Genomic DNA, 25,744 nt, shown 5'->3' with positions numbered 1-25,744 from the left:
CCTCCATGCGTGAGAATCTCCACGCATACAAAAGCACAGCCCAATCAGGCAAGTTCTTTATGACACAGTAGTACTAACGCCTGATGCGGCGCGCAGGTGGCTGGCTGGAATCGAGGACATCGGCACACTGCGCCTCGGGCCGGTGATTGTGGATGAACTGCGGCGCTTGAAACTCGTACACCCAGCGAGGTGATCCGACCTGGGTGGATGCCCCGACGTAGTTCGTCTGGACCGCAACATTGCTACCAACACGGGTGCGCCCCCGAGAATAACGGCGATTTCGACCATTCCAGTCCAAACAGGCCCTACTTCCCCGTCGCAACGTCGCCGACGGGTCGTGAAATCAAGGTCCGCTTCCAGCCTGATCCGCCAAAAAACAGACAGCCGGTTTTCGGCCAAACCCAGGCTGTAAGTTTGCGGCCACAACCGACTGCTCCGGATCAGAAGAAGCCACGTTCCTAACCTTCGTGCTGCACCCCTGATATCTACGCAGCGCTGAACTGCTCCGCGCAAATGGTCGGCCTGAGCCCTTGCGCGCTTGCCCCTACCTCTTCGGGATGCGCGCACCATCGCCAGAATCATCGAAATGGAGAACCCCATGCTCACCCTAGACCTCCCGGTCGGGCCGTACTGGCTCGACCTGCCGCGCGGCGTCCGCGTGGAAATCCGCCCTGTCACCACCGCCGTGATGGCCGCCGCCCAGGCCGGCTCCGCCCGCCGCCTCGGCGCGCTGCGGGCGTCCGACGCCGACCTCGACCCCGACATGGCGCGCGGCCTGGCCTTCGCCTTTCTGGTCAAGGCGCTCGCCCGGCACGCCGTCACCGCGTGGGAGGGCGTCGGCGACGCCGCCGGCAAGCCGCTGCCGCTCTCGCCCGACGCGGTCGAGCGCCTGATGGACATGGACGAGATGGCCGCCGCCTTCTGGGATCGCGCCACCGGTCCGGTCGCCGCCGTGGCCCTGGAGGGAAACGGCTAAGGGCTCGGGCCGAATGGCACTTCGGCCAGGGTCCTGACTACTGCCGCGGCTGTGCGGCCCTTGATCGCGACTGCGGCCTGACCTGCCCCTACGCCGCCCACGCGCCAGCCAGCGTCGAGGGCGCCGCCTGTTGGGCCGCCGGCACCACCTGCGCCTCCGCGACGATGGTGGGCCTCGACCTCGACATGCCGGCCGTGCTCGCCACCGCGCGCGAGATGGGCGCCTCCGGCTGGGCCGCAGCGGAACTGCTGCTGGCCATGCGCATGGGCCTCGCCGCCGGCAGCGCCGCGCGCCGCACTGATCCCCCCGGGTCCTGATCACCACACTGACGCAGGAGGCGTGACGCATGGCGGATAGCACGCGCCGCGTCTCGGTCCGCCTGTCGCTGGACGACGCCGCCCGAGTCAAGCAGGAGCTGCGAGAGGTCGGCGAGACCGGCCATCGCAGCCTGGAGCGCATCCAGGGCGGCGCCGACCGAGCCTCCCGCGCGCTGGACCTGCTCGACGTCGCCGTGCGCGGCGTGCAGATCGCCGGACTCGCCGCGGGCCTGCGTGCTGTGGTGGTCGCCGGCGATGCGCTGACCCAGTCCATGGGCCGGCTGAACACCGCGCTGGGCTCTGTCGAGCGCGCCGGCGAGATCTACGACCGCCTCTATCGCGACAGCCTGCAGACCGGCGTCGCCGTCCGCGAGAGCGTCGACGCCTTCGCGCGCTTCTCGATCGCCGCCCGCGAGATCGGCGCCACCTCCGACCAGGTCGCCACCCTCGTCGGCGGCCTCCAGCGCATCGCCATCGCCTCGGGTGCGAGCCAGCAGGAGATCGCCTCCTCCACCCAGCAGCTGGCGCAGGCGTTGGCCTCGGGCACGCTGCAGGGCGATGAGCTGCGTTCCATCCTCGAAGGCCTGCCGACGCTGGCGCAGGCGCTGGCGCGCGAGCTCGGCGTGTCCATCGGCGAACTCCGCAAGCTCGGCTCCGAGGGCAAGCTCACCGCCGACACGGTGTTCCCGGCGCTGCTGCGCGCCGTCGAGCGGCTGAATGGCGAGTTCGAGCGCGCGCCGCTCTCCGTCGGCCGCGCCTTCGGCCAGCTGACCGCCGCCGCCGACCAGTTCCTGGCACGGCTCGACCAAGCCATCGGCCTGTCCAACACGCTGGCACGGGCGCTCTCCGGCGCCGCGCGCGTGCTGGACGGCGTGCGCCGCGGCTCCGGCCTGCTGCTGCCCTCCGAGCAGGAGGCGGACCGCCGCGCCCAGGCCGAGGCGCTGCGCGCCCAGATCGCCCGCCTCGAGGCGGAGAGCGACGGACGCGACAGCCTGCGCTCGCAGCCGCGCCGCGGTTCGATCCGCGGCGGGCTGGTTGGCACCGCGCAGCAGCAGGCCGGCGTAGACCGCGCTGCCCGGCTGGAGGAGCTGCGCCGGCAGTACACGGAACTCCAGGAGGAGATCACCCGCGGCGAGCAGGCCGCCGGCGAGCGCCAGCGCACCGAGCAGGAGGCGGCAGCCGGCCAGGCCGCGGAGGCCCGCCGCCGCCGCACCGCGGCGGATGCCGAGGAACTGCGCAAGGCGCTCGACGACCGCTTCCGGATCAATAGCGAATACGAGGACCGCGTCCGTCGCCTGCGTGAGGCGGAGGCCGCGGGCGGCATCACCGCCGCCGACCGCACCCGCCTCGAAACCCTCGCCCTTCGCGAGCGCGACGAGGCGCTGCGCCGCATCGAGGGCACCACCCGCCGCGTGGCCAGCATCCCGCGCCCCGACCGCGAGGCCGAGCGCGAGATCAACGACATCATCCGCGAGCGCGAGCGGCTGATCCAGAACAACGAGAACGCCCAGGAACGCTACACAAGGCGCCTGGAAACCCTCGGCCGGCTGGTGGAGCGCTCCGAACGCATCGGCCAACCCATCCCCGACGAGACCATCTCGCGCGAGGCCAATGCCGCGCTGGAGGAGTTGGAGCGTAGTCAGCAGCGCGTCCAGCAGGCCACGGAGCGCACCAGCAACACGGCGCGCGAACTGGGCCTGACCTTCTCCTCCGCCTTCGAGGACGCGATCATCAAGGGCGAGAGTTTCTCCAAGGTGCTGCAGGGCATCCTGCAGGACATCGCCCGCATCGTGGTCCGACGCACCATCACCGAGCCGCTGGGCACGGCGGTCACCTCCAGCCTGGCCGGCTTTGACTTCGGCTCGATCTTTTCGGGGATCGGCTCGGCGCTGGGTGGGTTGTTCCGCGCCGAGGGCGGGCCGGTGGCGAGCGGCCAGCCCTACATCGTCGGCGAGCGCGGCCCCGAATGGTTCGTGCCCAACCGCAGCGGCACGGTGCTGCCCAACGGCATGGCGCCCGGCGGCCCGGTGATCAACCAGAGCATCACCATCGATGCGCGCGGCGCCGATGCCGGTGTCGAGGCGCGGCTGCGGGTGCTCTCGGCGCAGATCGTGCGTCAGGCCAGCGCGGCGACGCTCGACGCCATCCGCCGCGGCGGCAGCGCCACCTCCATCGTGCGGGGTTAGGCCAAGGAGGGCATCATGACGGAATACGCTTGGCCCGCCGTGCTGCGGCCGTCGCGGCTGAGCTTCTACCTGCAGCACAACACGCTGCGCTTCGTCTCCCCCGTCACCCGCGCCACGCAGGTGCTGCGGCGCGAGGGGGCGCGCTGGGTGGCGGAGGCCAGCTTCGAGCCGCTGGGCCGCGTGCAGGCCGGGGTGATGGACGGGCTGCTGGCGGCACTGGCCGGATCCGCGAACACGGTTCGCATTTGGGACTGGCGGCGGGAGTACCGCACCGGCGATCCGCGCAGCCAGGGCGATGTGCCAACCGGGCCGTACAGCTTCTCGGACGCCACGATTTTCACGGACGGGACCGGGCTGGTGGTGGGCTCGGGCAATCCTTCGCTGGCCGCCGGTGCGCCACGGGGGGCGCTGTCTATCGTCACGCAGGGCTGGTGGCCCAGCACCGTGGCGGTCGGCGCCGGCGACTACATCGGCCTTGGTGGGCGCCTCTACATCGCCACCGCTGCGGTCGCGGCCTCCGGCGCCGGGACGGCGACCATCGCCATCGCGCCGCCACTGCGCGCCGCGGTGGTGGTGGGCGAGCCGCTGATCCTCTCGCTGCCGAGCGTGCCGATGCGGCTGGTCTCCGACGACGAGGCGGCGAACCCGACCCGGCCCGGGCCTTTTGCCGCCGTCACCATCCGCCTGGAGGAAGCCCTCTGATGTCCGGCACCCCGCGTCTCAGCAATCAGGCGGCGGCAGCGGCCACCGCACCGATCGCCACGCCGGTCGTGCTGGTCGAGCTCGACTTCGCCACCGGCCCCTTTCGCGTCTGGACCGGGCTCGGGCTGCTCGATTGGGCGGGAAAGGTGTTCGAGGGCGCCGGCAGCATCGGCGCCATCTCGGATGTGGAGGAGACGGTCGAGCTGCGCGCGGTGCGGCTCACACTCGCGCTGTCGCCCGTGCCGCAGGAGGTCGTGGATATCGCGCTGGCCGAGCGCAGCTATCGCCTGCGGCCGGTCACGCTGTGGGGCGCGCTGCTCGACGCGCAGGGGGCCTTTGTCGCGGACCCGTTTCCGCTCTGGGCGGGGCTGATGGACACCATGGAGGTGACGGACGGCGCCGAGCCCTCCGTGGCGCTGGCCTGCGAGAGCCGGCTGGTCGACCTCGAGCGGGCCGAAGTGCGGCGCTACACCGACGCCGACCAGCAGGCGGAGTATCCGGGCGACCGGTTCTTCGAGTTCGTTCCCGCCCTGCAGGAGGCGGAGATCCGGCTGCCGATCCAGTGACCCGGCTGCCGGACTGGCCGGACCGCATTGCGGCGCTGATCAGCGCGGCGGAGCATCGGCCCTTCGACGCAGCGCGCTGGAACTGCGGGCGCTTCGCCATGGCCGCGGTGGTGGCCTGCACGGGCCAGCGGCCCTTGTGGCAGCACCGCCCGACCCTCGCCGCGATGGCCGACACCGCCGGCTACCCCCGAGTGCCAGTGCCCTTCGCCCGTGCTGGCGACGTGGTGCTGGCCACTGATCCCGACCGCCTGGGCGTCTTGCTCGACGCCGGCCGCGCCGCTTTCGTCGGACCCGCGGGGCTGCTTCGCCTCCCCATCACCGCGTGCACCATCGCCTGGAGGGTTGGCTGATGCCCGTCGCCATTCCCTTCATCGCCGCCGCGGCGGGAGCCGCCGCCTCCGCCGTCATTGGCGGCGGCGTCCTGGGCGCCGTGGCGGCCGCAGGGGCCGCACTGGTGGTCTCCGCCGTGGGTGCCGCGGTCTTCCGCCCCAAGTCGCCCTCCGCCGCCCGCAGCGCCAACGTCACGCCAGGGACCGACACCGGCCCGGGCTCCGGCTTCGACCCCCGCACGCCCGGCGCCGGCCGTACCCAGTCCTTCCGCCAACCGATCACCGAGCACCAGATCGTCTTCGGACGCTGCCGCACTTCCGGCCCCGTGGTGTTCCTGCATTCCGCGACTGACGACGAGGGCCGCGCCGACGGATTTCTCCACGTCGTCGTGGTGCTGGCCGCGCATCGCGTGCGCGCCATCGCGGAGGTGTTCCTGAACGGCACCGCTTCCACCGACACCAAGTTTGCCGGCCTGCTGCGCATCGATCGCGCGCTGGGCGATCCGGGCCAGGCCGCCAATGCCAACCTCGTCGCGGACACTGGCGGCCAGTGGACCGCGGCCCATCGTGGCCAGGGGCGCGCCTATCTCGCCGTGCGCCTCAAGCTGCGGCCCGAGGCCTTCCCCTCTGGCGCCCCCAGCCTCTCGGCCATCGTCGAGGGAGCGGACACCATCCTGGATCCGCGCACCGGCGCCACCGGCTGGTCGGACAATCCCGCGCTCTGCCTGGCCTGGTACCTGACCTCGCCCTTCGGGTGGCGCGCGGACTGGGCGGACATCGACCTGCCGGCGCTCATGGCCGCCGCCAACATCTGCGACGAGATCATGGGCCGCCGCGATGGCACCGCCGAGCGGCGCTATACCGTGAACGGCGCCGTCACCCTCGGCGAGGGCAAGATCGCCATCACCCGCAAGCTGGTCGCCGCGATGGCCGGCGCGTTGGTCGTGAGCGGAGGGCGCTTCTACATCCATGCCGGGGCGCCCGCGCTGCCGGCCGCGACCCTCACCTCGGACGATCTGCGCGGCGACGTGACCATCGTGGGCTCGCGGCCGCGGCGGGACCTCTTCAACGGCGTGCGCGCCGTCTATGTCGAGCCGGCCGCCGCCTGGCAGCCGACCGATGCGCCGCCGCTGCTCGCCAGCAACTACGTCACCGAGGATGGTGGCGAGGCGATCTACCGGGACATGGAATTTCCCCTCACCACCTCGGCGGCGACGGTCCAGCGCCTGATGAAAATCGAGCTGGAGCGCAACCGCCGCCAGCGCGAGGTGGCGATGCAGGCTAACCTTGCGGCGCTGCGCCTGCGGCCCTGGGACGGGGTGACGGTAGCGCTCGAACGCTTGACGCCGTTCCCGGCGAGAGTGACCGGCTGGGCTCTGGCGCCGGATGGCGGGGTGAACCTGCAACTGGCCGAGGAGGATCCCGCCGTCTGGGCCTGGAACCCGGCGACGGATGAGCGGGCCACGGGCCAGAACCCGTCGGTGGTGCTGCCGAACCCGGGCGTGATCGCCGCGCCGGCCGCCATCCTGGTGGAGACGCCGCTCGGGACATCCTTAACGGCGATCGCGGTGTCCTGGTCGGCGGTAGGCTCGGCCTATCTCGCCGGCTACGAGATTGAATTTCGCCCCACCGCCGTCGCGGTTTGGCAGGGCTATGCCGGCGGCTTCGGCGCCACCGCTGTCGCCATCCCCACGGCCGAGCCGACCGCGTTCCGCGTGCGCGCCCAGGCGCGCAGCGGCGCGGTGTCGGGCTGGCGCGAGGCGCTGGTGCCGGCCGCCGCGTCGGGCCTGGCCGCGACCGGCATCACCGGCGGCGTGCGCCTGTCGGGCGGCTTTCCGGCTGACGGGGTGCGCCTGCAGGTCTTCGAGGCCAGCAGCGCCAGCCTCGCCGCCGCGACCAAGCTGGCCAGCGAGCCGACCGCACTGCCCTGGGACCGCATCGGCCTCACCACCGGCCAAGCCCGCTGGTACTGGCTGCGCAGCGTCTCGGCCGAGGGCAACGTTTCCGCCTTCGCCGGCCCGGTCACCGCCACCGCCCTCTGATCGGAGAACGCCATGCCGGCCCGCATCGACGACCTCCTGGTCCTCAACGCCAACCTCAACAAGAGCGACTTCGCGAAGTACCTGCGCGATCGTGAGGCGGTGCTGCCGAACGATTTCGGCGGGCTGGGCGACGGCGTGGCGGATGATCGCACCGCCATCCAGGCGTGCTTCGATCGCGCCGGGGCAGACCAGAAATTCGCGATGATCCCGCCCGGCACCTGGAACGTCTCCGGCACCGTCACGCTGCCGGGCGGGGCGCGCGGCCTGATCATGCAGGGGACCATCCGCTACACTGGCACGGCACCCACCTCCGTGCTGGTGCTGGGCGATGGCGGCACCATCCGGAACGCGGAAAAGCTCTACAGCGGGCTGAACGTGATCCGCGCCACCCAGTCCGACTGGTCCTCCGAGGCCGATATCGGCATCACCGTGCGCAACGTCGATGCGAGCCAGATCGAGCTGCGCCGCGTCGAAGGCTTCACCATCGGCATGCGCACGCTGGGCGATGGCCGCGGCGTGGAGGACAGCACCTTCACGCTGGGGCGCATCGTCAACAACCGCATCGGCCTCGACATCTGGTGCGCGACGGCAACGGCCTGGAACACTTCGATCCGCTACTATGGCGGCCACTTCGCCCAGGCGACGGGGGTGAATGCCGCGCTGGATCGGTTCGGCGTGCGCTTCGGCAATGAGGTCGGCGCCTATTCCAACCACAACCGCCACGTCTTCGACGCGCCGAACTTCGAGCTGCGCCAGGCCGGCAGCAATATCGCCATCCCCTTCCTGAACCAGACCTCGGGCTCCGCCATCATCGCGCGCAACATGCGCATGGAGGCCTGCTCACCGCTGGCCGCCCGCCACACCGCCGGGGCGCAGGATTGCGAGTACGACATCGCCTGGACCAACACCTACCTGGTCGCCATCGACTACACCGCGACGGCGAACCGCTGCGGCAATGCAGTGATCAACCGACACCGGGCGCCGGCGTCGCGGTTCCACCGCTTCCTCGCTGGGGCGCCCAACACCCGCGCCGCGGCGTTCCGGCAGTCGGCGACCGAGGTGGGTGTCGAGGGGCTGATCACCATCGCGACCTCGACCACCACCGCGACCTTCATGGCGGATTTCTGCTTCAACGGGCTGACCGACCTGACGCCGACCGATCGCGCGGTGACGCTGGCGGCGAACCGTGGGCTGGGGTGGATGCTCGACACCACCCAGGCCAAGGAATTCGCGCTGGCGCATTGGCTGACGAGCGGCGCCTCGGGCGGGCGACTGTTCGTGCGGGTGTTCGACGGGGCGGGGAACATCCGCGAGGACATCGCGGGCGACGTGCTGGCCTCCATCACCACCATGCAGTGGAACGGCCCGGCTAAGGGCTGGAACGCCGGCGCGCCGATGGATGATGCCAACTTCAATCGGCGGCAGACGATCCGCGTGGGGGCGTCCGTGGCCTATGCGCAGGTGGGGGTGATCGGCTTCGACGGGCCGATCGATCTGCAGTCGCTGCGGCTCTACGGGCTGCCGGAGGCAGCTCCTGCGGTGCTGAACGGCACGCCGCTGCTGACGGGAGCGCTATTCGGCTCGGGGCGACGGGAGTTTGCCGCGGAGGTGTCCTGGGATCTGCCGAGCCTGGCGCCGGGAGCGACGTCGCTGCTCGACGTCACGGTGAACGGGGCACGCGCGGGCGACCTGGCGTCGGCGTCGCTGGTGTCGTCAACGCGGTTCATCGAGCTCGATGCGGCGGTCTGGTCGAACAACACGGTGCGGGTGATGGCGCGGAACATCTCCGCGGCGACGTTCGACTTGGCGGCGGCGACGCTGTCGGTGGGTGTAAAAAAGCGGCGGGTTCCGTGACGGCGGTCCGCAATGAGCATCCCCCACAGGGAGGGGGTGCGCAGCCCAACCTCGCACCCCCTCCGTCTTACCTCCCGGCATGCCGGGCAACATCTGGCCGGCCCTATGACGGCCGGCCTGGTGGGCTCCGGTCGGGTTCGCCGCCATCCCCACCACCGCCATCGATCTGCCCCTCGTGCAGCGTCTCCGGCGGTCCCCGCGCTTTCGGGTCCGGGTCCCCATCGTGTGTGGGCCATCAATGACCCGATGCGGTCACGCGGCCACGCTGTCCATCTCCGCAATCTTCTGGAACTCTGCCAGAAACTCGGGACGCTGCTGCGCGAGATATCGAACGACGCGCGCATTGCCGAGCAGCCGCGCAAGATAGCCTCGTGCCAGCACGAGATGGAGATGGTCGGCTCCGTAGGATTGCTCAGCGACCTTCATCTCGCGGTTCAACTGCCCAGACTCCCTCTCCATCAGGGCCATCTGCTCATGGCTGAGCCCTTTGACCTGCTTCGGCTTCGCGTCGGGGACCAGCTGCGTCTGCGGCGTGGCCGCGAGCAGGGCACGGGCATAGCTCTCGGTATATCGGTCCATGGCCACCATGAGCTCCACCGCTTCGATCTGCCGCATCGGAACCATCTTCTTCAGCACGGCGAAGACATGCGACGAGACCGACTTGTCCGTCAGGATCTCCACGGCTTCGGGGCAAACGCCGTGCAGCAGCTTCTTCTTCTGGCGCAGCGTATTGATATCGATGTTGAGAGCGCGGGCGATCCGGTCCTCCGGCACCCTATCCTCGATCGCCTTCAGGATCATGCGATGCTCCTGGACGATGGCGAGCCGGTTGATGCGTTTGTTGTAGGTGAATGCCTCGTCATCCGTCGCAATCAGGCACACCACATCGAGGTCACCCCGCTCTTCCAGAACAGCAATGCGCAGGTGGCCATCGAGGAGCAGGTAGCGTCCCGGCTTTGATGGATGGCGCGCGACAACGGGCGGTTCAATGACACCGACCTCTCGGATCGATGCGGTGATACGAGCGTATTTCGACGACCGTCTCACCTTGGCCGGGACCGAGTGCAGCATCTCGATCTTAGCGATCGGGATCCTGATCCCGGCGCTCTCGAATGCCGACCGGATCGGCCCCGCGTTTGCATCGTCTGCCATACTCAATCGGCCCCTTTGCTCTGCAGTCGTTCGGCGAGGCCCCGCGGCAGGGTTTCCAACTGTTCAGCACGGAGAAGATTGACGAAGGCATCCTCGGAGAACAGCGCGCGCAACGCCTCCGTCACGAAGACGAGGCGATCCCGTGTCGCCTCCGCCTTCCGGACGATCATGCGCTTCTTATCCGTATCCTGCTGGTAGGTGCGGACGAGGGCCTCGACTGACAGGGTCCGATGGCGCTTCGGGTCGTTCGGGTTCAATCCTTTGCCGCGGCGCCGGCGCTGCTCCACGAGGCGCTTCGCGGCGATCAGCCTGTGGCCACGAAGCAGGTTCCGCTCATACGCGTCCTGCAGGACGTTCTGGGTCTCTTCGTCCTTGGCCATGGCAATGTCGACCGCGATACTGACAGGAATTTGGCCGCTCTCGACGGCGCGAATCAGGCGTGTTTCCCCTTTGCCGAGTAGCCGAATCACTCCTTTTACATACTCGCCCGTCAGCCCGGTCTTTCGCGCGATATCAGCCTCGGAATGCCCCCGCTGCCGCATGCCGTCGATGTCATGCAGCAGATCGAGCGCCTGGTGCTGCCGCCGAGCCAAGTTCTCCACGAGGCTCATAACCAGGCAGTCCTCGCTGCCTGCCTCGACCACGATCGCCGGGATTTCGGCTTGGCCGAGGACACGAAAAGCCTCCAACCGACCCTGTCCGCAGACGAGATCGTATTTCACGGCCCCCGCGACCACGCGGCGCGCCACCGTGATCGGCCTCTTGAGGCCAATGGCTGCAATGCTCGCGACGATCTCCTGGAAGGTCTTCTGGTTTCTGGCTCGCGGGTTGATGACCTCGATCAAATCGACCGCGACCGACTGAACCATGGGCGGCTTGGGGTCGGCCATCATGCGACCTCCAGGATGTGAGTTCGGGCTGCCAGGTCGAACAGCGCATCGAGCCTGTCGAAGCGGTAGGCATCGAGCGATATGCCGTTGCTCTCACGCAGCCGAAGCCGAGGCAGGTTCATGTCGAGGCGCGGCAGCAGGTAGTAGTCGAGCGCCTCACGATTGCCTGGCGCCATCCGAACCGCGACGGTGATGTCGGGGGCGATGCCCGTATCCATCCGGACATGCCACCGACGCCCACCAGCCTCGGTCTCCTGGCACCGGGCCAGGACAATGGATGTGGTGAACTCCCTGTTGACCGTCAGGAGCTCCGTCGCCGGATTCTGCTCCACGGAGCCGCCGGCAGCCCGAATGCCTTCGATGGTGGCTGCGACCACTTTCGGATGCATCGCCCGCAGAAGCCGATTCACCTCGAGGTAGCGATAGTCCCTGCCTGGCGTGAAGCCGACCAGCTGGTAGGCGCGGAGCAGGCTCCCAAAGCGTGCCTGATAGGCGCTGCTGGATGGCGCATCATCGGTCTCGTCGATGACGAGGCCAGAGAGATACCCACGATGCGCGAGGGCGCGACGCAGCACCTCCAGCATCTCGTCATCTGAGAGCCGGCGCGATCGCTCCTGGATGATGACCTGCACGGCGTCGAACAGCAGGCGATCGACCACAGCCTCGAAAGCGGCGTCGCGACGGACCCACATGTCGCGTCCATTGCGAACCCGCTTGCCGTGCAGCTTGCAGGAGATGCGGTTCCAGACGTTATCGCCAACGTATTTCTCGTTGATGAGAACCTGGTGCACCGTTCCGCGCGTCCAGGGGCGGTCCAGGTCCGTACGCAGATTACGGTCGTTCAGGATGGCCGCGATCTCCCGCTCCGGCCGGCCGTCTTCGACAAAGGTGCGATAGATCCAGCGTACCGTCTCCACCTCCTGCGGTGGCCCGGGCACCAGCACCACACGATCGATGTGAATGCTTTTCTGTTGACCCCGCGTCAGCACGCCCTTCGACGTGCCAGCCTCGTCGAGCAGTTTTCGCCGAAGTCCGAACCCGGGTGGCCCCCCTTGTCGAAAGCCTAGCTCGATCAGCCGGCACTGGCCGATGAAGGTCTTGTTGCCGAGGTCCCGGCTGTATTCCCGCGCCATGACCCGCTTGACGCTCTTGAGAATGTCGGAGCCGACGCTGCCATCATTCTCGAACTGCTCGGCGCAGTACTCGACCGTGACGCCGGCCCGCTTGCAGACATACTCGTGATAGGCACTCTCGTCCGCGTCCTGGAAGCGGCCCCAGCGGCTGATGTCGTAGACGAGGATCGTGGTGAAGTCGGCACGCCCCGACCGCACATCATCGAGCAACCGCTTCAGCGCATCTCGGCCTGCGATGCTGAGGCCGCTCTTGCCGTGATCCGCGTAGGTCCGAACGATCTCGATGCCACGTCGCCTGGCGTATTCCCGGATCGCGTCGGATTGGTTCTCGGTGGAGTAGCGTTGATGGTCGGTCGACATTCGCACGTATTCTGCGGCGCGGATACCGGCAGTCATTGCTGGTTTTTCATCGTCCACGCCAGGGTCCTGCACCACGCTGCGTCCCTCTTCGTTGTCCGTCGCTCCGCGTGGGGACCCTGCTGCCCCTGCTGAAAAGCAGAAGCTGCGCGACAGTTCGGACCGCGTTGCAATTTCGCCCAGAGAATAGCGAGGGCGAATCGTGTTGTGCGGACAAAGAAGGGCAATCAGTTGCACTCGAAGGGCAACAAGTTGCCCTTCTTCGAGAATGCGGAGGACGCGCGGGAGTGCTACGCGCGCGAGATCGGGAACGCGTTGCGAAGCGAGATCGCCGCCACAGGCCGGTCCGCGAAAGACATCATGCGCTGGACGCGGGCGAGCGAGCGCGCTGTGAAGGGGTGGATCAGCGGAAGGCGGGGGCCGACTGGCGAACACCTCATCCCGCTGATGGCACGCTCCGACGCCGTTTTTGCCGCGGTCCTCAGGGTCACCGGACGGGAGCGGTCATCGCGGAGCAGGCAGGTCGCCGAGGTCAGGCGCCTCCTTGGCGAAGTCGTGCTTGCGCTTGACGAAGTCGACCGGTGAGGTGAGCTGGTAGCGGGACGGGCGGAATGCCTGGTAGCCCGGGCCGGAGGTGCCTATTCGGGATCGCGTGGTGCCCGGATGATGCCGAGGTCCAGCGTGTGGCAGGCCAGACCAAGTTCAACTGGGCTATCCAGCACTCGCCGCCGCGCCGCGACCCGAAGGGCTCCACCGACCCGCGCCTGAAAGAGCGCGAGGTTGTCGCCGGTCCGGAAGCGCGAAGGAAAGGCGATGCCATCGAAATTGGCCGGGTGTCGGTGGAGTGCTGCGGCCCAGGAACGTGCCAGGCGCTGGTCTGCGGCGCCCACGACATCGGTCGGCACGCGCGAGCGGGCGAGCGCAGCACCACGCAGATCCACCACGCGCACCGGCCGGATCACCTCGATCACCGCCCAATCCCAGAGTGCCAATTCTGCCTCTGCGACCAGGAACGGACCCGGCAGGGCTGCATTGGCCCGGTCGCGCAGCAGGGTTTCCTGCAGGCAGAGGGTGAAGCTCTCGCCGAAATACATCGGCAGCCATCGCGGCGTCCTCCCGCGATCCAGCATGGGATCGGAGAAGCGGGATCTGCCAGGCCCGGCGCCAAGGGCGTCGGCATGGGTGGAGCGCACGAATCTCAGCCAGCGCGCGCCCACCGGAATCGTCGCGACCGACGGATGAAGTTCTGAGGCACTCCGCGGCGGACGGGCCCGCGCCCGCCGATCCATCACGCGCCTGTCGGGCCGAAGGCACCGATACTGCGTGCGAGGTCGACGAGCTCCGCGGCGCGACGCCGATCGGCAGCGACCTGCAAGCCAGACTGCATGCCAAGCTCTGGGTGCTGCTGGCGCAGGAAGCGGAATACGGCCCAAGGCTCGCCGAGCACGTCATGCAATTCTCGCAACGCCGCGATGGGCAGGCCATCCGGCCCCACCTGCCACGCAGGGAAGCGCACGCCACGCTTGGCGCCCTCGATCCCGAGCAATTCTCCCCGCCGCCGCTTCTGGAGGACGGCCTCACGCGACAGGCCGAGCCGCTCTGCGATCTGGTCGGAGGAGAGCATGTCCGGCCCCGCCAGCAGCTCCGCCGCTGCATCGGCGCCGCGCGTGTAGGCGCGTCGCAGCGCGGCACGGGCTTCTGCCGGCGTCAGCTCGGGGCGCCCTGCTTCAACCTCGGCAGCCGGCGCCTTTGGACGAAGGGCCTTGGTGATGTGAAAGCGGCTGTCCCCCTTCCGCTTGGCGGGGCCAATATCCAGCGTCAGCGTGCGACCAGTGCGGGCCACGGTGCCGGCGCTGCTGGCGACAGCCGATAGGACGCGGCGAGCCTCCTCAAGAGAGATTCCAGGAGGGACCTCAATCCGGGCGCCACGTCGGGCGGCCGCACTGGATGCGGTCGGGCGACGGGAGGGCTGGGATGCGGTTGGAGCGGCCATGACGGCAATATCGTCGTCGCAGGGCGTTTCGTCAAGTTCGTCAGGTTCGTCAGGCTGTGGGATGAGCGGGAGGTCGCGAGGCAATCGGCGACCGAGCCTCGCTACGCTCTCCAAGGCTCCAGCCTAGAGACCGCCTGTACCGAGTCGCACCTCCTCCGCCAGTTCCCCTCTGATTCGCACCGCGCCGCCGCCTCTCACTCGGGCTGGCGCATCCTGTCGCGACGCAATCGAAGCCGCGCAAGAAGCTGCTACGGCCCGCTCGTAACCGGTCGCGCCTCCTCCGCCAGCCCCCCATCCCTGCCTCACCAGCCGCATCCCGGTCCCGAGTCCACACCCTAATCGGCCGACGCCGCCTCTCCACCGCCCTTCCGTCCCCAGACCTGCACCACCGCATAGATCGTCGCCGTGGTGCCCGGATCGGCCAGGTGGGTGCGGCAGGCGGCCATGGTCTCGTCGAGCACGGCACAGCTTGTCAGCCCCGCCCGCAATAGCGGGCCGCGCAGGGAATCGACCGTGTCGGGCAGCCAGTCCGCCTGCGGATCGCCCGCCTGGCAGCCGACCAGGAAGGGGCGGTAGCGCACATCCTGCAGCTCCGCCTGCCGCAGCATGCCGAACAGCCGCCGTGCCACGCTGCGCCCGGTACCGCTTTGCTCCAGCCCCGCGCCGAGCAGCGCCTTCAGCCGGGCAAAGGCGGGATGCGGGGGGAAGCAGGCCATGCAGGCCAGGTCCTGCTCCTGCAGGGCCACCACGCCGCCAGGCCGGACCAGCCGGATCGCCTCGGCCAGCAGCGCCGCGAACCGTTCCCCGCCGGTAAACAGGAAGCGGCCATGCACCAGGTCGAAGCTGGCCTCCGGCAGGCCGGTCCGGCAGGCATCGCCCTGCAGATACGCCACCGAACCGGCGGCACAGGCGCCTGCGTGGTCCAGGAAGCGGCGCTCCAGATCGAGGCCCACCACCCGGCCCGTGGCACCGGCGCGCGCCGCCATCAGCCGCGTCACATCGCCCAGCCCGCAGGCCAGGTCGAGGCAATGCCAACCCGGCCCCACCCCGATGGCCGAGAGCAGCGCCTCGGTCTCCGCCGTCAGCCAGGCGCCCTGCGCCGCCAGCCGGACGATCTCGCCGGCGCGGGGTTCCAGCGGATACATCGCGCAGCCGCCTCAGGCCGCCCGGTCCGCGTGGCGATCCACCGCCGCAGCCATATCGGCCAGGCGCGGATGCTCCAGCAGGTCGGCATCGGTGATGAAGACCGACCGCCGCTCGTAAAGCCCGGCGGCCACCTGCAGCATGTCGAGCGAATCCCCGCCGAGTTCGAAGAAGTTGTCCTCGCGCCCGATCTCGTCGAGTTCGAAGAGCGTGCTCCAGAGGCCGGCGAGCAGCCGTTCCGTCTCGCCGCGCGGCGGCACGGCCGGCGGCAGCCCCTGCGGCCGGGTGCCGCTGAGCACGGGCATGCGGCCGCGCGCGATCTTGCCGCCGGCGGAGCGCGGCAGGCTCTCGAAGACGCCGATCCGCCAGGGCAGCATGTAATCCGGCAGCAGCGAGGCCAGCCGCTGCCGCAGGCCGAGGCCGGTGAGCAGGGCGCCCGGCACCGGCTGCACCCAGGCCGCCAGGCGCAGATCGCCGCAGGCCGTGCGCATGGCCTGCACCACGGCTTCCGCCACGCCCTCCTGCCGGCAGAGCACCGCCTCCACCGCGGCCAGTTCCACGCGATAGCCGCGGATCTTCACCATGTGGTCGGCGCGGCCGAGATGCTCCAGCATCCCGTCTGGATGCAGCCGTCCGAGATCGCCGGTGAAGAGGCAGATGCGGCCCGGGCGTTGCGGATCGGGGCGGAAGCGTTCCGCCGTCAGCTCCGGCCGCTGCCAGTAGCCGCTCGCCAGATAGTCGCCGGAGACGACGATCTCCCCCACCTCCCCCACCGGCACCGGCGTGCCATGCTCGTCCAGCACGGCGATGCTGCGCTCCTCCACCGGCAAGCCCACCGGCACCACCTCCCGCCCCTGCAGGGCGGCGGGATCGATGACCCATTCGGCGATCATGCCGGCCTCGCTGCTGGCCAGGCGGTTCACCACCGCGCAGTCCCAGCCCAGCCGGTCGCGCAGCGCCATGACATCCTCCGGCCGCAGCACCTCGCCGCCCACGATGATGCGGCGTGGCTGCCATTCCTGCCGCTCCGGCAACCGCGCCGCCACCAGGTCGCGCAGCACCGGCGGCGTCACCGGCAGCACGGTGATCCGCCGCTCCGCCGCCCAGCGCCCGAGCGCGAGCAGGCCGTGGCGGCGGCTGTCGAAGGCCTCCACCGTGGCGCCGGCCAGCAGCCCGCCGAGCACGGCCGGCGTCGAGCCCGCATAGGCGAAGGAGGAGAGATGCGCGATCCGGTCGCCCGGTGCATAGCCGTGGTGGCGCGTCTGCAGCCCGGCATGCCAGCACAGCGAGCGCTGGCTGCGCACCACGCCCTTGGCCGGCCCGGTGCTGGCGGAGGTGAGGTAGATGATGGCCGGATCCTCCGGCCGCGGCGCGCGCAGGACGCCAGCGGGCGCTGCAGCGTCCAGGCCCACCTGAACCGGCGTGCTGCCCGCATGGTCGCGGCACCAGGCTTCCTGCGCCGGCGCGGTGACGATGCGCGCCACCTGGCCGAACAGGCCGACGACATCCTCCGGCGGCGCAGCCGGGTCGATCGGCATGGCCGGGATGCCGGCCTTGAAGGCGCCGAGCAGGGCGACGATCGCCTCGATGCCGATGTTGAAGACCAGCGCCACCACGCTGCCCGGCGGCAGGTCGGACAGGGCGGCGGCCGCCCGGTCGCTCTCGGCCTCCAGCGCCGCATAGGTCAGGCTGCGGCCGTCCTCGACCAGCGCCTCGGCCTGCGGTAGGGCGGTGGCGATGCGGCGCAGGCGGGCGGGGATGGTGCCGTCGAATTCGGCGCGTTCGAAGGGGATCACGGCGCGATCTCCGCCACCAATTCGCCGGGCGTCAGCACGCGGTCGATCAGCTGCCGCTGCCGCAGCCACTGCTGGTAGGTCATCAGGCTGTCCAGCTGCAGCCGCGCATCGACCGGCATGCTCGGCCAGCAGGCCCGCGCCAGAAGCTCCGGCGGAAGCCGCGTGGCGCGCGCCAGGATCTCCAGGTTGCGCGGCGTCTTGCCCGCGTTGTAGCGGGCGAGCGCTGCGCGATAGGCGCGCAGGAAGCGGCGGCCAAGCGCCTGCCCATCCGCCAGCATGCGTTCGGAGAACATCAGCGCGGTGAACTGCCCGCCCGGCAGCAGATGCTCCCCACCCACCGCGACGCGACCGATGCCCGCCTGGTCCAGCCGCGCCACCCAGGGTTCGGAGAGGAAGGCAAGGTCCAGCGCGCCGGCGCCGAGCGCCGATTGCTGCGCCGCCACCGGCATTTCGCGGAAGCTCACCTGCAGCCGTTCCGCGCCGGGCCTCTGCCGCAGCAGGTCCACCAGGAAGCCCTCGAAGGCATTCGGCTCGGCGCTGATGCGCAGCGACCGCGGCTGGCCGGAGGTCAGCTCCGCCATCGTCAGCCCGGTGCCGTAGAAGGCGGCATAGGAGCATTCGCCCGGCGCCAGCACCACGCCGGAGGCGACCAGCCGGGCGCGGCCGCCACGCGCCACCGCATTGAACAGCGCCGGGGACGCCTGCGGGATGGCAGCGTCCAGGTCGCCGGTCATCAGCCCCGGCACGGCGAGGTGGGAGGAGGAGAGGGCGACGGGCTCGATCGTGATCCCCTCCTCCGCGAAAAGCCCTTCCTCCAGCGCGATGAAGATCGGCGCCTGGGAGAGGAAGGGCAGCACCACCAGCTTCACCCGCTCCGCCCGCGCCGCGCCCGGCAGCGCCGCGATGAGGCAGAAGGCGAGGCCCACCGCCCACGCCCTCCAGGCCACGCCGCGTTTTCGTTTTTGCCCTGTCCGCATCGATCGAATCCCTTTCCGCAATCTCAGCGGCCGAGGCAGCGATTGAAGACAATGCCGAGCGTGGCGACGACCAGCAGCGTGCCGTAGAGCTGCTCCACCCGCATGGTCTGCCAGGATTGCCAGACGGCGCCGCCGAGCCCGTCGCTGCCGGTCAGCATCTCGACCGAGATCAGCACCACGATGGCAGCATTGAGCGACAGGCGGATGCCGGCCCGCAGCATCGGCCAGGATCCGGGCAGCACCAGCCGGCGCAGCAGCATCAGCCGCCCGGCGCCGTAGTTGCGCGCCACATCCCAGAGCAGCGGGTCGATCGACCGCACGGCGACGGCGCCGGCGATGGCCGTGGGGAAGAAGGCGACCAGCGCCACCGGCACCACCTGCGCCCTCTCCCCGAAGCCGAAGAGCACCAGGAACAGCGGCAGTAGCGCCACCTTCGGCATCGGGTGCAGGCCAGCGATCACCGGATCCAGCGCCCGGTGCAGGCGCGGCAGCAGGCCCATGGCGAGACCCGCCAGCAGGCCGAGCCCCACGCCCGGCCCGACACCCATGGCCAGGCGCTGCGCGCTCGCCGCCAGATCCTCCGCCATCTCGCCGCTGCGCAGGCTGGCCAGCAGCCAGTCCAGGATCACGGTCGGGGCGGGGAAGAGCAGCGGCGCCACCCATCCGGCGCGCGCGGCGGCTTCCCAGGCCGCGGCGAGGGCCAGCAGGGCGAGCAGATGCGGCATCAGGCGGCCGGCGCCATGGCGGGCGCAACCTCGGGCGCAGGGGCTGGCACGACGTCCGTATGACGGGCGGGAGCCAACATCTCCCAGATGCGCCAGCGCAGCTCGGTCACCTCCGGCGGTGGCCGGCCGAGGATGCGCCGCGGCCGGGCAAAGGGCACCGTGATCTCCGCGATCACCCGGCACGGCCGCGCCGAGAGCACGACGACGCGGTCGCAGAGCAGCAGCGCCTCCTCGATGTCATGCGTGACATAGACCACGCTGCGCCCAGTGCCGGACCAGAGGTCCAGCAGCTCCTGCTGCAGCAGCATGCGGGTCTGCGCATCGAGCGCGCAGAAGGGCTCGTCCAGCAGCATCGCCTCGGCCTCCGCCACGAAAAGCCGGGCGAGCGCCGCGCGCTGGCGCATGCCGCCCGAGAGCTGGTCGGGCCGCGTCGCCGCGAAATCGGCGAGACCCAGGCGGCACAGCATCTCCCGCGCGCGCGCCTGCCGCGCCGCGCGCGAAACGCCCTGGGCTTCCAGGCCGAAGGCGACATTGTCGAGCAGGCTGAGCCAGGGCAGCAGGCCGTGATCCTGGAAAGCCATCAGCCGACGGGGCGGGCGGCGGCCGGTCCAGCCGGGGAAGTCGATGCTGCCGGCGCTTGGCGCCCGCAGCCCGGCCAGCATGGCCAGCACCGAGGATTTGCCGCAGCCGCTGGGCCCGATCAGGCCGAGGAATTCGCCCGGCGCGACCTCCAGGTCCAGCCCGTCCACGGCACGCACCGGGCCGGCCGCCCCGGGATAGTCCAGCCGCAGGCCGCTGAGCGCGATCCTCACGCCGGCGGCGCCTCGAACAGCGCGGCGACCAGCTCGGGCAGGCGGCCCTGGCGCAGGAACCAGCGGATGGTGCTGTGGTCGGCCAGGCCCTCGGCCGGCACCAGCCGCGCGCCCGGCAGGTCCCGCATCCGCTCCGCCTCCCGCCGGTCGGCCTCATGCCCTTCGCCGAAGCAGAGGATGGTGCGCGGCGGCCGCGCCACGGCGGCATAGGCCTGGGCCAGGTCGAAGACGAGGCCCGGATTGCGCTCCGCCACCGCGCGCATGGCCGGCGAGACCTGCGGTTCGTGCCGCGTCTCCGGATTGGTCATCAGGCTGAAGGCCAGCGCTGCCTCCGCCCCCAGGTCGAGCGCATAGCGCAGCGCCGCATAGCCGCCGGAGGAATTGCCCAGGCAGGCGAGGCGCGCAGCCCCCAGCCCGGCGGCCTGCGCGCGCAACAGGTCGAGCATGCCGCGATAATCCGCGATGCAGAGATCCGGGTCGCCGGCCAGGTAGAAGCTGGCGCCGAAGTCGCGCAGATAGATCAGGTGCACGCCGCAGCCGCGCAGCGCGCGGTGCAGCTCATCCAGCAGCAGCCAGTAGCCCCGGGCGCCGCCGGAAAAGACGATCAGCGCGCGATCGCTGCCCGCCGGATTGCGCCAGACCAGGCTGGTGCCGGGCCGCGCCGGATCGGCGCCGCCGGCCGCAAGATCCGCGATCAGCCCGCTATGCTCGACGCTCCGGATGATCTGCGCGCAGGCGCGGCCGGTCGTGCTCTCGCGGTCGATCTCGGGAAGCCCCTCCAGCACCTGCCTCGCCTGGTCCGGGGTGCCGAAGCGCAGAAGGTCCTCCACATCCCGTAGGCTGGACGGCGCATCCGGCGCGTGGCGCTCATGCGCATTGCTGCGACGGCCGAAGGCGCGCCGGTCCCACCAGGTATCGTGCTGCGGCCAGCGGGCGCGCAGGGTGGCGCGCAGTGCCTTGAAGGCGGGCCCGTCATGCGCCAGCCAGGCCGCCATCATGGCCTGCTCATACCAGCCGGGCTGCGCCAGCGCCTGGAAGCGGTCGAGGAGCGCCTGCCAGAGGACCACCGCCTCCGCCCAGGCGCCGCGCCATTCGGCCAGCTTCGCCAGGCCGATCCAGCCCAGCGGCTCCTCCGGCCAATCCGCCTGCAGGCGGGCCAGGGCCTCCGCCGTATGGGGCGGCACCAGCGCATCCTCCGGCCGGCGCGGCCGGTTGAAGTCGAGCAGGGCGCGCGCGAAGCTGAGCGCCTCCTCGCGCCCGCTCAGCAGCGGCCAGCGGTGCAGGGCCTCGCCCTGCAGATGCAGCGCAGCCAGCGGATCGCCGCCGGCGCTGGCCTGCCGGGCGCGGGCCAGGAGTGCGCTGCGCGCCTCCTCCGCCAACGCGGCCGCATCGGTCAGCGGCTGCCGCCCCACCTCCCCGCCTAGCGTCTCTCTCCGCGGTTCTGCCCAAACCAGGGCGCCCGTCGAACCATCGCACGGCCCATGGCCGTCGCCCCGTTGCACCGCGCCCGCATCCTGCCAGGAGGTGAGTCTCTGGTTTGAAAATGAGGGCGTAAACGTAAAGAAACGATGAAGGCGCGGCGCCGATTGAAAGTCAGTCGACCTGCGTGCTGATGCGCCAGAGATTGAAGATCTTGCGGCGCGCATCCTCGCTCGGCCGGCCGGCTTCGCGATCCGTCAGCGCCTGCTCGCCATGCAGCCCGATCCGCATCCAGCCGCGGCGGGCCACCGCGCGGCAGCAGATCGCCTCCGCCACCTCGCGCCGCGGCTCGGACCAGCTCCGCACCGGCATGCCATCCACCGTCACCGTCAGGCGGTCGCGCAGGGCGGGATCGATCCAGCCCTTGTTGTAGAGGCGGAGCGTCAGCCGCGCGCCGGGGCCCGGCACCGGCAGGTAGATCAGCGCCTCCCGGCTCGCGCCCACCCAGCGGCAGCATTCCCGGCTGCCGGCGGCGTCACGGCCATGCAGGCCGCGGCCGACGATCGGCATGTTCATGTCGAAGACCTGCTCCGCGCCGATCCGCATGGGCTGCAGCGTGGCGAGCCGGGCGGCGACGAACTCAGCCTCGAACTCCGCCAGGGTGTAGTCGGTGGCTGGCGCTTCGCGCAGCGCGGCGACCGCGCGCGCATGCAGGATGCGGTCGCCGGCGGTCAGCGCGGCGGCGGCGGCCAGCGCCGCCTCGCTGTGCGGTTCGGGGCGCGTCGGGTTGCGGACTTCCAGCGGATCGGGCGGGCACCAGCCCAGGTCGCGTGAGAGCGCGCCGAGCAGCCGGTCCACCTCCTCCAGCACGCCGATCCGGGCGTGATAGGCCTGCACGCTCCGCCAGGCCTGCTCGGCCCGCTCCTCCGGCGCCATGGCATCGAAGGCCTCGGCCGGGACGCTGTGCTGGGTCAGGGCCCGGCATTGATGGTCCTCGAACATGCTGCGGAAGGCGGGGTTGTCGGCGCAGGCATCGCGCAGCGCGGCGAAATCGGCCAGGCCGCGGCAGGCTTCGTGCATCCGCTGCCAATCCGCGGGCTTGTGCACATAGTCGTGCGGCGCCAGCCGGCGGTAGTCCTGGAATTGCGACAGCGCCCGCCGGTCGGCGCGGCGCAGCACGGTGACGACGTGATCCTCCGCCGCCAGCCAGGGGGCGATGTCGATATGGCCGTGCAGCACATCGTACCAGGCGATGCTTTCGCGCGCGGCCTCGGCCAGTGTGTCGCGCAAAGCGGGGTCCTGGAGATTCGCGATCTCGCTTTGCGCGATGCCGCGGTCGCGCAGCCGCTGCGCGAAATCCGCCGGCGATCGCGCGCGCTCCGCATGCGCCTGCGTATCCAGCAGGGCGTTGAAGGCCGTGCCGCCGCATTTCGAGATATGCAGGTGGAAGATCTTGCGTGCGGCGAGCATGGGATCCCGATGCGAGGTGGTGCCAGGCGGACGGGCCTGGCTGGACCGGTGGCCACCCTCCCTGCTACGGGAAGACTTAACCATTCCTTTCCCGAATCGTATAGATCCTGCGCGCGGCCGCGCAGCCAGGGGGAGAGTCCAGCACCCGTGATCTCGATCCGCCACGCCTTCCTGTTCATCCACCGGGGTAAGTCGGGCGGCAATTCCGTCTCCGAGGTGCTGCTGCCCTATTCCGAGGACCAGAAGCACGTCACCGGCAGCCAGGACGGCACGGAACGCTTCGACGTGCAGAACGACACGCTCGGCACCCGCAAGCATTCCCGCCTGGCCGACTACAAGCGGGCGCTGCCGGAGGAGGTCTTCAACCGACTCTACAAATTCTCCATCATCCGCAATCCGTTCGAGCGGCTGGTCAGCGCCTATTTCTCCCCGCATCGCCTGGCCGATCGCCAGATCGGGGGTTTCGACCGCGCCGCCTTCCTGCAGCTGATCGAGGGCCAGGCCACGCTGCGCGATTTCACCTGCACCCGGCCGGGCGGCACGCTGGATGCGGAGCTGGACCGGCTGATGCGCTTCGAGCGCCTGGAGCAGGATTTCGGCGAGGTCCTGCGCGCCCTCGGCCTGCCGGCGGCGCCGCTGCCGCATCGCAACCGCGGCCAGCACGCGCCCTATCGCGCCTATTACGATGCGGAACTGCGGAAGCTGGTGGAGACGCGCTTCCGCGAGGAGTTGGACTGGGGCGGCTACGTCTTCTGAAGGTTTGCGCGCCTGCCCTCAATGCGCCTGCGCGCGAATCCTCAACGCGCCTGCGCGCATGCCTTCAACGCGCCTGCGCGCGATGCACCAGCGGCGCGTCATCGCCCGCCCCCGCCCGCGCATCCGCCAGCACCCCGTGATGCGGCGACAGCGAACAGGCCGGGTCGGTGGCGTCGATCTCGCCGGTCAGCGCATAGGCCTGGCAGCGACAGCCGCCCCAATCCGCCTCGGCCAGGGCGCAGCCGCGGCAGGGGGCGGGCATCCAGCCGGTGCCCCGGAAGCGGTTGAAGGCGTCGGAGCCCATCCAGGCCTCGGCCAGGCTGGTCTCCCGCACATTGGGGAAATCCAGCCCGGGCAGGCTCTCGGCGGCATGGCAGGGCAGCACGCGGCCGGCGGGATTCACCACGATGAAGCGGCGCCCCCAGCCGCCCATGCAAGGCTTCGGGCGGGTCGCGTGGTAGTCCGGCACCACATAATCGATCACCATCCGGCCGCCGAGGCGCGCGCGTGCCGCCTCCACCTGCTCCGTCGCCCGGTCCAGCATGGCGCGGTCCGGCAGCAGCGCGTCGCGATTGGCCAGCGCCCAGCCGTAATACTGCACATGCGCCACCTCCAGCCGCTCCGCCCCCGCCGCCTCGGCGAGCGCGATCAGCCCCGGCAGGCTGGGCAGGTTCCGGCGATGCACCACGGCATTGATGGTCAGCGGCAGCCCTGCCTCCCGCACCAGCGCCGCCGCCGCCAGCTTTCGGACATGGCCGCCGGGGAAGCCGGCCTGGGCATCGGCGCGGCCGGCCTCGGCGTCCTGCACCGAGATCTGCACGTGATCGAGGCCGGCCTCGCGCAGCGCCGCGATGCGCTTCGCATCCAGCGTGACGGCGGCGGTGATCAGGTTGGTATAGAGCCCCGCCTCCACCGCCGCTTCCACCAGCGGCACCAGGTCCCGCCGCAGCAGGGGCTCGCCACCCGAGAGATGCAGCTGCAGGCAGCCGAGTTCCGCCGCCTCGCGGAACACCCGTGCCCAGCTTTCGGTATCCAGCTCGGAGGCGACCTGCGCCAGCTGCAGTGGGTTGGAGCAATAGGCGCAGGAGAGCGGGCAGCGATGCGTCAGCTCCGCCAGCAGCGCCAGGGGTGCGGAGACGGCGTTCATGACAGGCTCACCAGCCCCTTGTCGGACAGGTCCACCAGCAGCGCCGCCACATCCTCCGCGATCACCGCCTCCGGCGCCGCATAGGCGCGGGCGAGCTCCGCGGTGATCTCGCCCAGGCTGCGCGTGCCATCCACCAGGCGCAGCACGGCCAGCGCCGTCTCATCCGGCACCAGCATCCGCTCCGGCGCCATCACAACCCAGCGGTCGCGCGCCGCATCCTGCCGCAGCCGCACGCCGCGGCGTAGCGCCGGCACGGTGGCGGGGGTCATGACGGCCGCCGGAAGGCGCCCGGCGGCGGCAGGCCGGGCGTGACATAGGCATGGTGCAGCGCGTCCAGCTGCGCCCAGAGCAGGTCGCATTTGAAGCGCAGCGCGCCCAGCACCGCCTGCTGTTCCGCCACCGTTCGCGCATGTTCCCGCACGTGGTCCAGCGCGAAGTCCACATCGCGCGGCGCCTGGGTCAGCCGCGGCGTGAAGTAGGCGAGCGTCTCGGGCGAGACGAAATCGTAGTGCCGCAGCATGCCGGCCACACGCTCGCTGATGATCTCGGGGCTGAACATCTCGGTCAGCGAGGAGGCGATGGCTTCCAGGATGCTGCGATCGCGCACGAAATGCACATAGGCATCCACCGCGAAGCGCGTCGCCGGCAGCATCAGCCGCAGGGAGGTCACGTCGTCCCGGTCCAGGCCGAGGCCGTCGGTCAGCGCCAGCCAGCGCTCCACGCCGCCCGGCGCGCTGCCGTCACCATCGTGATCCTCGATCCGCCGACGCCATTCGCGGCGCATGCCGGGGTCCGGCAGGCGGGCCAGCAGCGTCGCATCCTTCGCCGGGATGCTGGCCTGGTAGTAGTAGCGGTTCAGCGCCCAGGCCTGCACCTGGAAGCGGTCCAGCTTCCCGTCATGCAGCAGCCGGTGGAAGGGATGCAGGATGTGGTAGCGCTCGGCCCCGATGGCGCGCAGCGCCGCCTCCAGCGCATCGGGCGACAGCGGCGTGCGGGACACTT

General features: G+C 70.5%; 25 protein-coding genes. 10 read left to right on the top strand and 15 right to left on the bottom strand.

The window, feature by feature from the left end; all coding sequences use genetic code 11:
* The first annotated feature begins 586 nt into the window (after positions 1–586).
* The 8 genes from J3S20_RS27095 to J3S20_RS27060 all read left to right on the top strand — a co-directional run bounded on the left by J3S20_RS27095 (position 587) and on the right by J3S20_RS27060 (position 8,972).
* Positions 587–976: a hypothetical protein gene (locus J3S20_RS27095; RefSeq protein WP_246603318.1), complete on the top strand. Its 390-nt coding sequence runs from the start codon at positions 587–589 to the stop codon at positions 974–976.
* Between the two features lie 164 nt (positions 977–1,140).
* On the top strand, positions 1,141–1,293 hold the full coding sequence (locus J3S20_RS27090; RefSeq protein WP_216840049.1) for a hypothetical protein: 153 nt from the start codon (positions 1,141–1,143) through the stop codon (positions 1,291–1,293).
* A gap of 29 nt (positions 1,294–1,322) precedes the next feature.
* Entirely contained in the window at positions 1,323–3,479 is a 2,157-nt protein-coding gene (locus J3S20_RS27085) for a tape measure protein (RefSeq protein ID WP_216840048.1), read from the top strand.
* 15 nt (positions 3,480–3,494) lie between these two features.
* Positions 3,495–4,181 carry a hypothetical protein gene (locus J3S20_RS27080; RefSeq protein WP_092963421.1) on the top strand — a complete coding sequence of 229 codons (687 nt, stop codon included), beginning with the start codon at positions 3,495–3,497 and terminating at the stop codon, positions 4,179–4,181.
* Positions 4,181–4,747: a hypothetical protein gene (locus J3S20_RS27075; protein WP_216840047.1), complete on the top strand. Its 567-nt coding sequence runs from the start codon at positions 4,181–4,183 to the stop codon at positions 4,745–4,747. The genes J3S20_RS27080 and J3S20_RS27075 overlap by 1 nt, the downstream gene beginning before the upstream one ends.
* Complete coding sequence (locus J3S20_RS27070; protein ID WP_216840046.1) at positions 4,744–5,097, top strand: DUF6950 family protein; 354 nt, start codon at positions 4,744–4,746, stop codon at positions 5,095–5,097. Before J3S20_RS27075 ends, J3S20_RS27070 begins: the two co-directional genes overlap by 4 nt.
* The gene (locus J3S20_RS27065) at positions 5,097–7,118 is read left to right on the top strand and encodes a phage tail protein (RefSeq protein WP_216840045.1); all 2,022 of its coding nucleotides are present in this window, start codon (positions 5,097–5,099) and stop codon (positions 7,116–7,118) included. Before J3S20_RS27070 ends, J3S20_RS27065 begins: the two co-directional genes overlap by 1 nt.
* Positions 7,119–7,130: 12 nt before the next feature.
* Positions 7,131–8,972, top strand: a complete 1,842-nt coding sequence (locus tag J3S20_RS27060; RefSeq protein ID WP_216840044.1) for a glycoside hydrolase family 55 protein — start codon at positions 7,131–7,133, stop codon at positions 8,970–8,972.
* Positions 8,973–9,224: 252 nt separating this feature from the next.
* Here J3S20_RS27060 and J3S20_RS27055 read toward each other — a convergent pair whose 3' ends face one another.
* Genes J3S20_RS27055 through J3S20_RS27045 form a run of 3 tightly spaced genes read right to left on the bottom strand, consistent with a single transcriptional unit; the run spans position 9,225 to position 12,564 of the window.
* Entirely contained in the window at positions 9,225–10,124 is a 900-nt protein-coding gene (locus tag J3S20_RS27055; protein ID WP_216840043.1) for a plasmid partitioning protein RepB C-terminal domain-containing protein, read from the bottom strand.
* A gap of 2 nt (positions 10,125–10,126) precedes the next feature.
* Positions 10,127–11,017 carry a plasmid partitioning protein RepB C-terminal domain-containing protein gene (locus tag J3S20_RS27050; protein WP_246603317.1) on the bottom strand — a complete coding sequence of 297 codons (891 nt, stop codon included), beginning with the start codon at positions 11,015–11,017 and terminating at the stop codon, positions 10,127–10,129.
* Positions 11,014–12,564: a recombinase family protein gene (locus tag J3S20_RS27045; RefSeq protein ID WP_456305712.1), complete on the bottom strand. Its 1,551-nt coding sequence runs from the start codon at positions 12,562–12,564 to the stop codon at positions 11,014–11,016. Before J3S20_RS27045 ends, J3S20_RS27050 begins: the two co-directional genes overlap by 4 nt.
* A 192-nt stretch (positions 12,565–12,756) precedes the next feature.
* On the opposite strand from J3S20_RS27045, the gene J3S20_RS27040 reads away from it, so the two are divergent.
* Complete coding sequence (locus tag J3S20_RS27040) at positions 12,757–13,089, top strand: hypothetical protein (protein ID WP_216840042.1); 333 nt, start codon at positions 12,757–12,759, stop codon at positions 13,087–13,089.
* A 53-nt stretch (positions 13,090–13,142) separates the two neighbouring features.
* On the opposite strand, the gene J3S20_RS27035 is transcribed toward J3S20_RS27040, so the two are convergent.
* The 9 genes from J3S20_RS27035 to J3S20_RS26995 all read right to left on the bottom strand — a co-directional run bounded on the left by J3S20_RS27035 (position 13,143) and on the right by J3S20_RS26995 (position 22,839).
* The gene (locus J3S20_RS27035; protein WP_216840041.1) at positions 13,143–13,793 is read right to left on the bottom strand and encodes an RES family NAD+ phosphorylase; all 651 of its coding nucleotides are present in this window, start codon (positions 13,791–13,793) and stop codon (positions 13,143–13,145) included.
* Positions 13,793–14,347 carry a hypothetical protein gene (locus tag J3S20_RS27030; protein WP_216840040.1) on the bottom strand — a complete coding sequence of 185 codons (555 nt, stop codon included), beginning with the start codon at positions 14,345–14,347 and terminating at the stop codon, positions 13,793–13,795. The genes J3S20_RS27035 and J3S20_RS27030 overlap by 1 nt, the downstream gene beginning before the upstream one ends.
* Before the next feature lie 485 nt (positions 14,348–14,832).
* Entirely contained in the window at positions 14,833–15,642 is an 810-nt protein-coding gene (locus J3S20_RS27025) for a class I SAM-dependent methyltransferase (RefSeq protein WP_216840039.1), read from the bottom strand.
* Between the two features lie 12 nt (positions 15,643–15,654).
* A complete protein-coding gene (locus J3S20_RS27020) occupies positions 15,655–17,436 on the bottom strand; it encodes a non-ribosomal peptide synthetase (RefSeq protein WP_216840038.1) in 1,782 nt (593 codons plus the stop codon).
* A complete protein-coding gene (locus tag J3S20_RS27015; RefSeq protein ID WP_216840037.1) occupies positions 17,433–18,383 on the bottom strand; it encodes an ABC transporter substrate-binding protein in 951 nt (316 codons plus the stop codon). Before J3S20_RS27015 ends, J3S20_RS27020 begins: the two co-directional genes overlap by 4 nt.
* A 53-nt stretch (positions 18,384–18,436) precedes the next feature.
* On the bottom strand, positions 18,437–19,138 hold the full coding sequence (locus J3S20_RS27010; protein ID WP_216840036.1) for an ABC transporter permease: 702 nt from the start codon (positions 19,136–19,138) through the stop codon (positions 18,437–18,439).
* A complete protein-coding gene (locus J3S20_RS27005; protein ID WP_216840035.1) occupies positions 19,138–19,950 on the bottom strand; it encodes an ABC transporter ATP-binding protein in 813 nt (270 codons plus the stop codon). The genes J3S20_RS27010 and J3S20_RS27005 overlap by 1 nt, the downstream gene beginning before the upstream one ends.
* Positions 19,947–21,362 carry a hypothetical protein gene (locus J3S20_RS27000; protein ID WP_216840034.1) on the bottom strand — a complete coding sequence of 472 codons (1,416 nt, stop codon included), beginning with the start codon at positions 21,360–21,362 and terminating at the stop codon, positions 19,947–19,949. Before J3S20_RS27000 ends, J3S20_RS27005 begins: the two co-directional genes overlap by 4 nt.
* A gap of 181 nt (positions 21,363–21,543) precedes the next feature.
* A complete protein-coding gene (locus tag J3S20_RS26995; protein WP_216840033.1) occupies positions 21,544–22,839 on the bottom strand; it encodes a hypothetical protein in 1,296 nt (431 codons plus the stop codon).
* Positions 22,840–22,986: 147 nt separating this feature from the next.
* On the opposite strand from J3S20_RS26995, the gene J3S20_RS26990 reads away from it, so the two are divergent.
* Positions 22,987–23,595 carry a sulfotransferase family 2 domain-containing protein gene (locus J3S20_RS26990; RefSeq protein WP_216840032.1) on the top strand — a complete coding sequence of 203 codons (609 nt, stop codon included), beginning with the start codon at positions 22,987–22,989 and terminating at the stop codon, positions 23,593–23,595.
* Positions 23,596–23,659: 64 nt separating this feature from the next.
* On the opposite strand, the gene pqqE is transcribed toward J3S20_RS26990, so the two are convergent.
* Genes pqqE through pqqC form a run of 3 tightly spaced genes read right to left on the bottom strand, consistent with a single transcriptional unit; the run spans position 23,660 to position 25,742 of the window.
* Entirely contained in the window at positions 23,660–24,742 is a 1,083-nt protein-coding gene (gene pqqE, locus J3S20_RS26985) for a pyrroloquinoline quinone biosynthesis protein PqqE (protein ID WP_216840031.1), read from the bottom strand.
* Entirely contained in the window at positions 24,739–25,011 is a 273-nt protein-coding gene (gene pqqD, locus J3S20_RS26980; RefSeq protein ID WP_216840030.1) for a pyrroloquinoline quinone biosynthesis peptide chaperone PqqD, read from the bottom strand. The genes pqqE and pqqD overlap by 4 nt, the downstream gene beginning before the upstream one ends.
* Positions 25,008–25,742 carry a pyrroloquinoline-quinone synthase PqqC gene (gene pqqC / locus J3S20_RS26975; RefSeq protein WP_216840056.1) on the bottom strand — a complete coding sequence of 245 codons (735 nt, stop codon included), beginning with the start codon at positions 25,740–25,742 and terminating at the stop codon, positions 25,008–25,010. The genes pqqD and pqqC overlap by 4 nt, the downstream gene beginning before the upstream one ends.
* Between the last annotated feature and the right edge of the window lie 2 nt (positions 25,743–25,744).

The sequence above is a fragment of the Falsiroseomonas tokyonensis genome (assembly GCF_019024325.1).
Classification (GTDB): Bacteria; Pseudomonadota; Alphaproteobacteria; order Acetobacterales; family Acetobacteraceae; genus Falsiroseomonas; species Falsiroseomonas tokyonensis.
This window is presented reverse-complemented; position numbering and strand designations above follow the sequence as displayed.

What these genes read in the sequence shown, in the direction of transcription:
- J3S20_RS27095 (WP_246603318.1), top strand. Translation starts at nt 587, where the DNA reads ATGGAGAACCCCATGCTCACCCTAGACCTCCCGGTCGGGCCGTACTGG.
- J3S20_RS27090 (WP_216840049.1), top strand. Translation starts at nt 1,141, where the DNA reads ATGGTGGGCCTCGACCTCGACATGCCGGCCGTGCTCGCCACCGCGCGC.
- J3S20_RS27085 (WP_216840048.1), top strand. Translation starts at nt 1,323, where the DNA reads ATGGCGGATAGCACGCGCCGCGTCTCGGTCCGCCTGTCGCTGGACGAC.
- J3S20_RS27080 (WP_092963421.1), top strand. Translation starts at nt 3,495, where the DNA reads ATGACGGAATACGCTTGGCCCGCCGTGCTGCGGCCGTCGCGGCTGAGC.
- J3S20_RS27075 (WP_216840047.1), top strand. Translation starts at nt 4,181, where the DNA reads ATGTCCGGCACCCCGCGTCTCAGCAATCAGGCGGCGGCAGCGGCCACC.
- J3S20_RS27065 (WP_216840045.1), top strand. Translation starts at nt 5,097, where the DNA reads ATGCCCGTCGCCATTCCCTTCATCGCCGCCGCGGCGGGAGCCGCCGCC.
- J3S20_RS27060 (WP_216840044.1), top strand. Translation starts at nt 7,131, where the DNA reads ATGCCGGCCCGCATCGACGACCTCCTGGTCCTCAACGCCAACCTCAAC.
- J3S20_RS27055 (WP_216840043.1), bottom strand. Translation starts at nt 10,124, where the DNA reads ATGGCAGACGATGCAAACGCGGGGCCGATCCGGTCGGCATTCGAGAGC.
- J3S20_RS27050 (WP_246603317.1), bottom strand. Translation starts at nt 11,017, where the DNA reads ATGATGGCCGACCCCAAGCCGCCCATGGTTCAGTCGGTCGCGGTCGAT.
- J3S20_RS27035 (WP_216840041.1), bottom strand. Translation starts at nt 13,793, where the DNA reads ATGGATCGGCGGGCGCGGGCCCGTCCGCCGCGGAGTGCCTCAGAACTT.
- J3S20_RS27025 (WP_216840039.1), bottom strand. Translation starts at nt 15,642, where the DNA reads ATGTATCCGCTGGAACCCCGCGCCGGCGAGATCGTCCGGCTGGCGGCG.
- J3S20_RS27010 (WP_216840036.1), bottom strand. Translation starts at nt 19,138, where the DNA reads ATGCCGCATCTGCTCGCCCTGCTGGCCCTCGCCGCGGCCTGGGAAGCC.
- J3S20_RS26995 (WP_216840033.1), bottom strand. Translation starts at nt 22,839, where the DNA reads ATGCTCGCCGCACGCAAGATCTTCCACCTGCATATCTCGAAATGCGGC.
- pqqE (WP_216840031.1), bottom strand. Translation starts at nt 24,742, where the DNA reads ATGAACGCCGTCTCCGCACCCCTGGCGCTGCTGGCGGAGCTGACGCAT.
- pqqD (WP_216840030.1), bottom strand. Translation starts at nt 25,011, where the DNA reads ATGACCCCCGCCACCGTGCCGGCGCTACGCCGCGGCGTGCGGCTGCGG.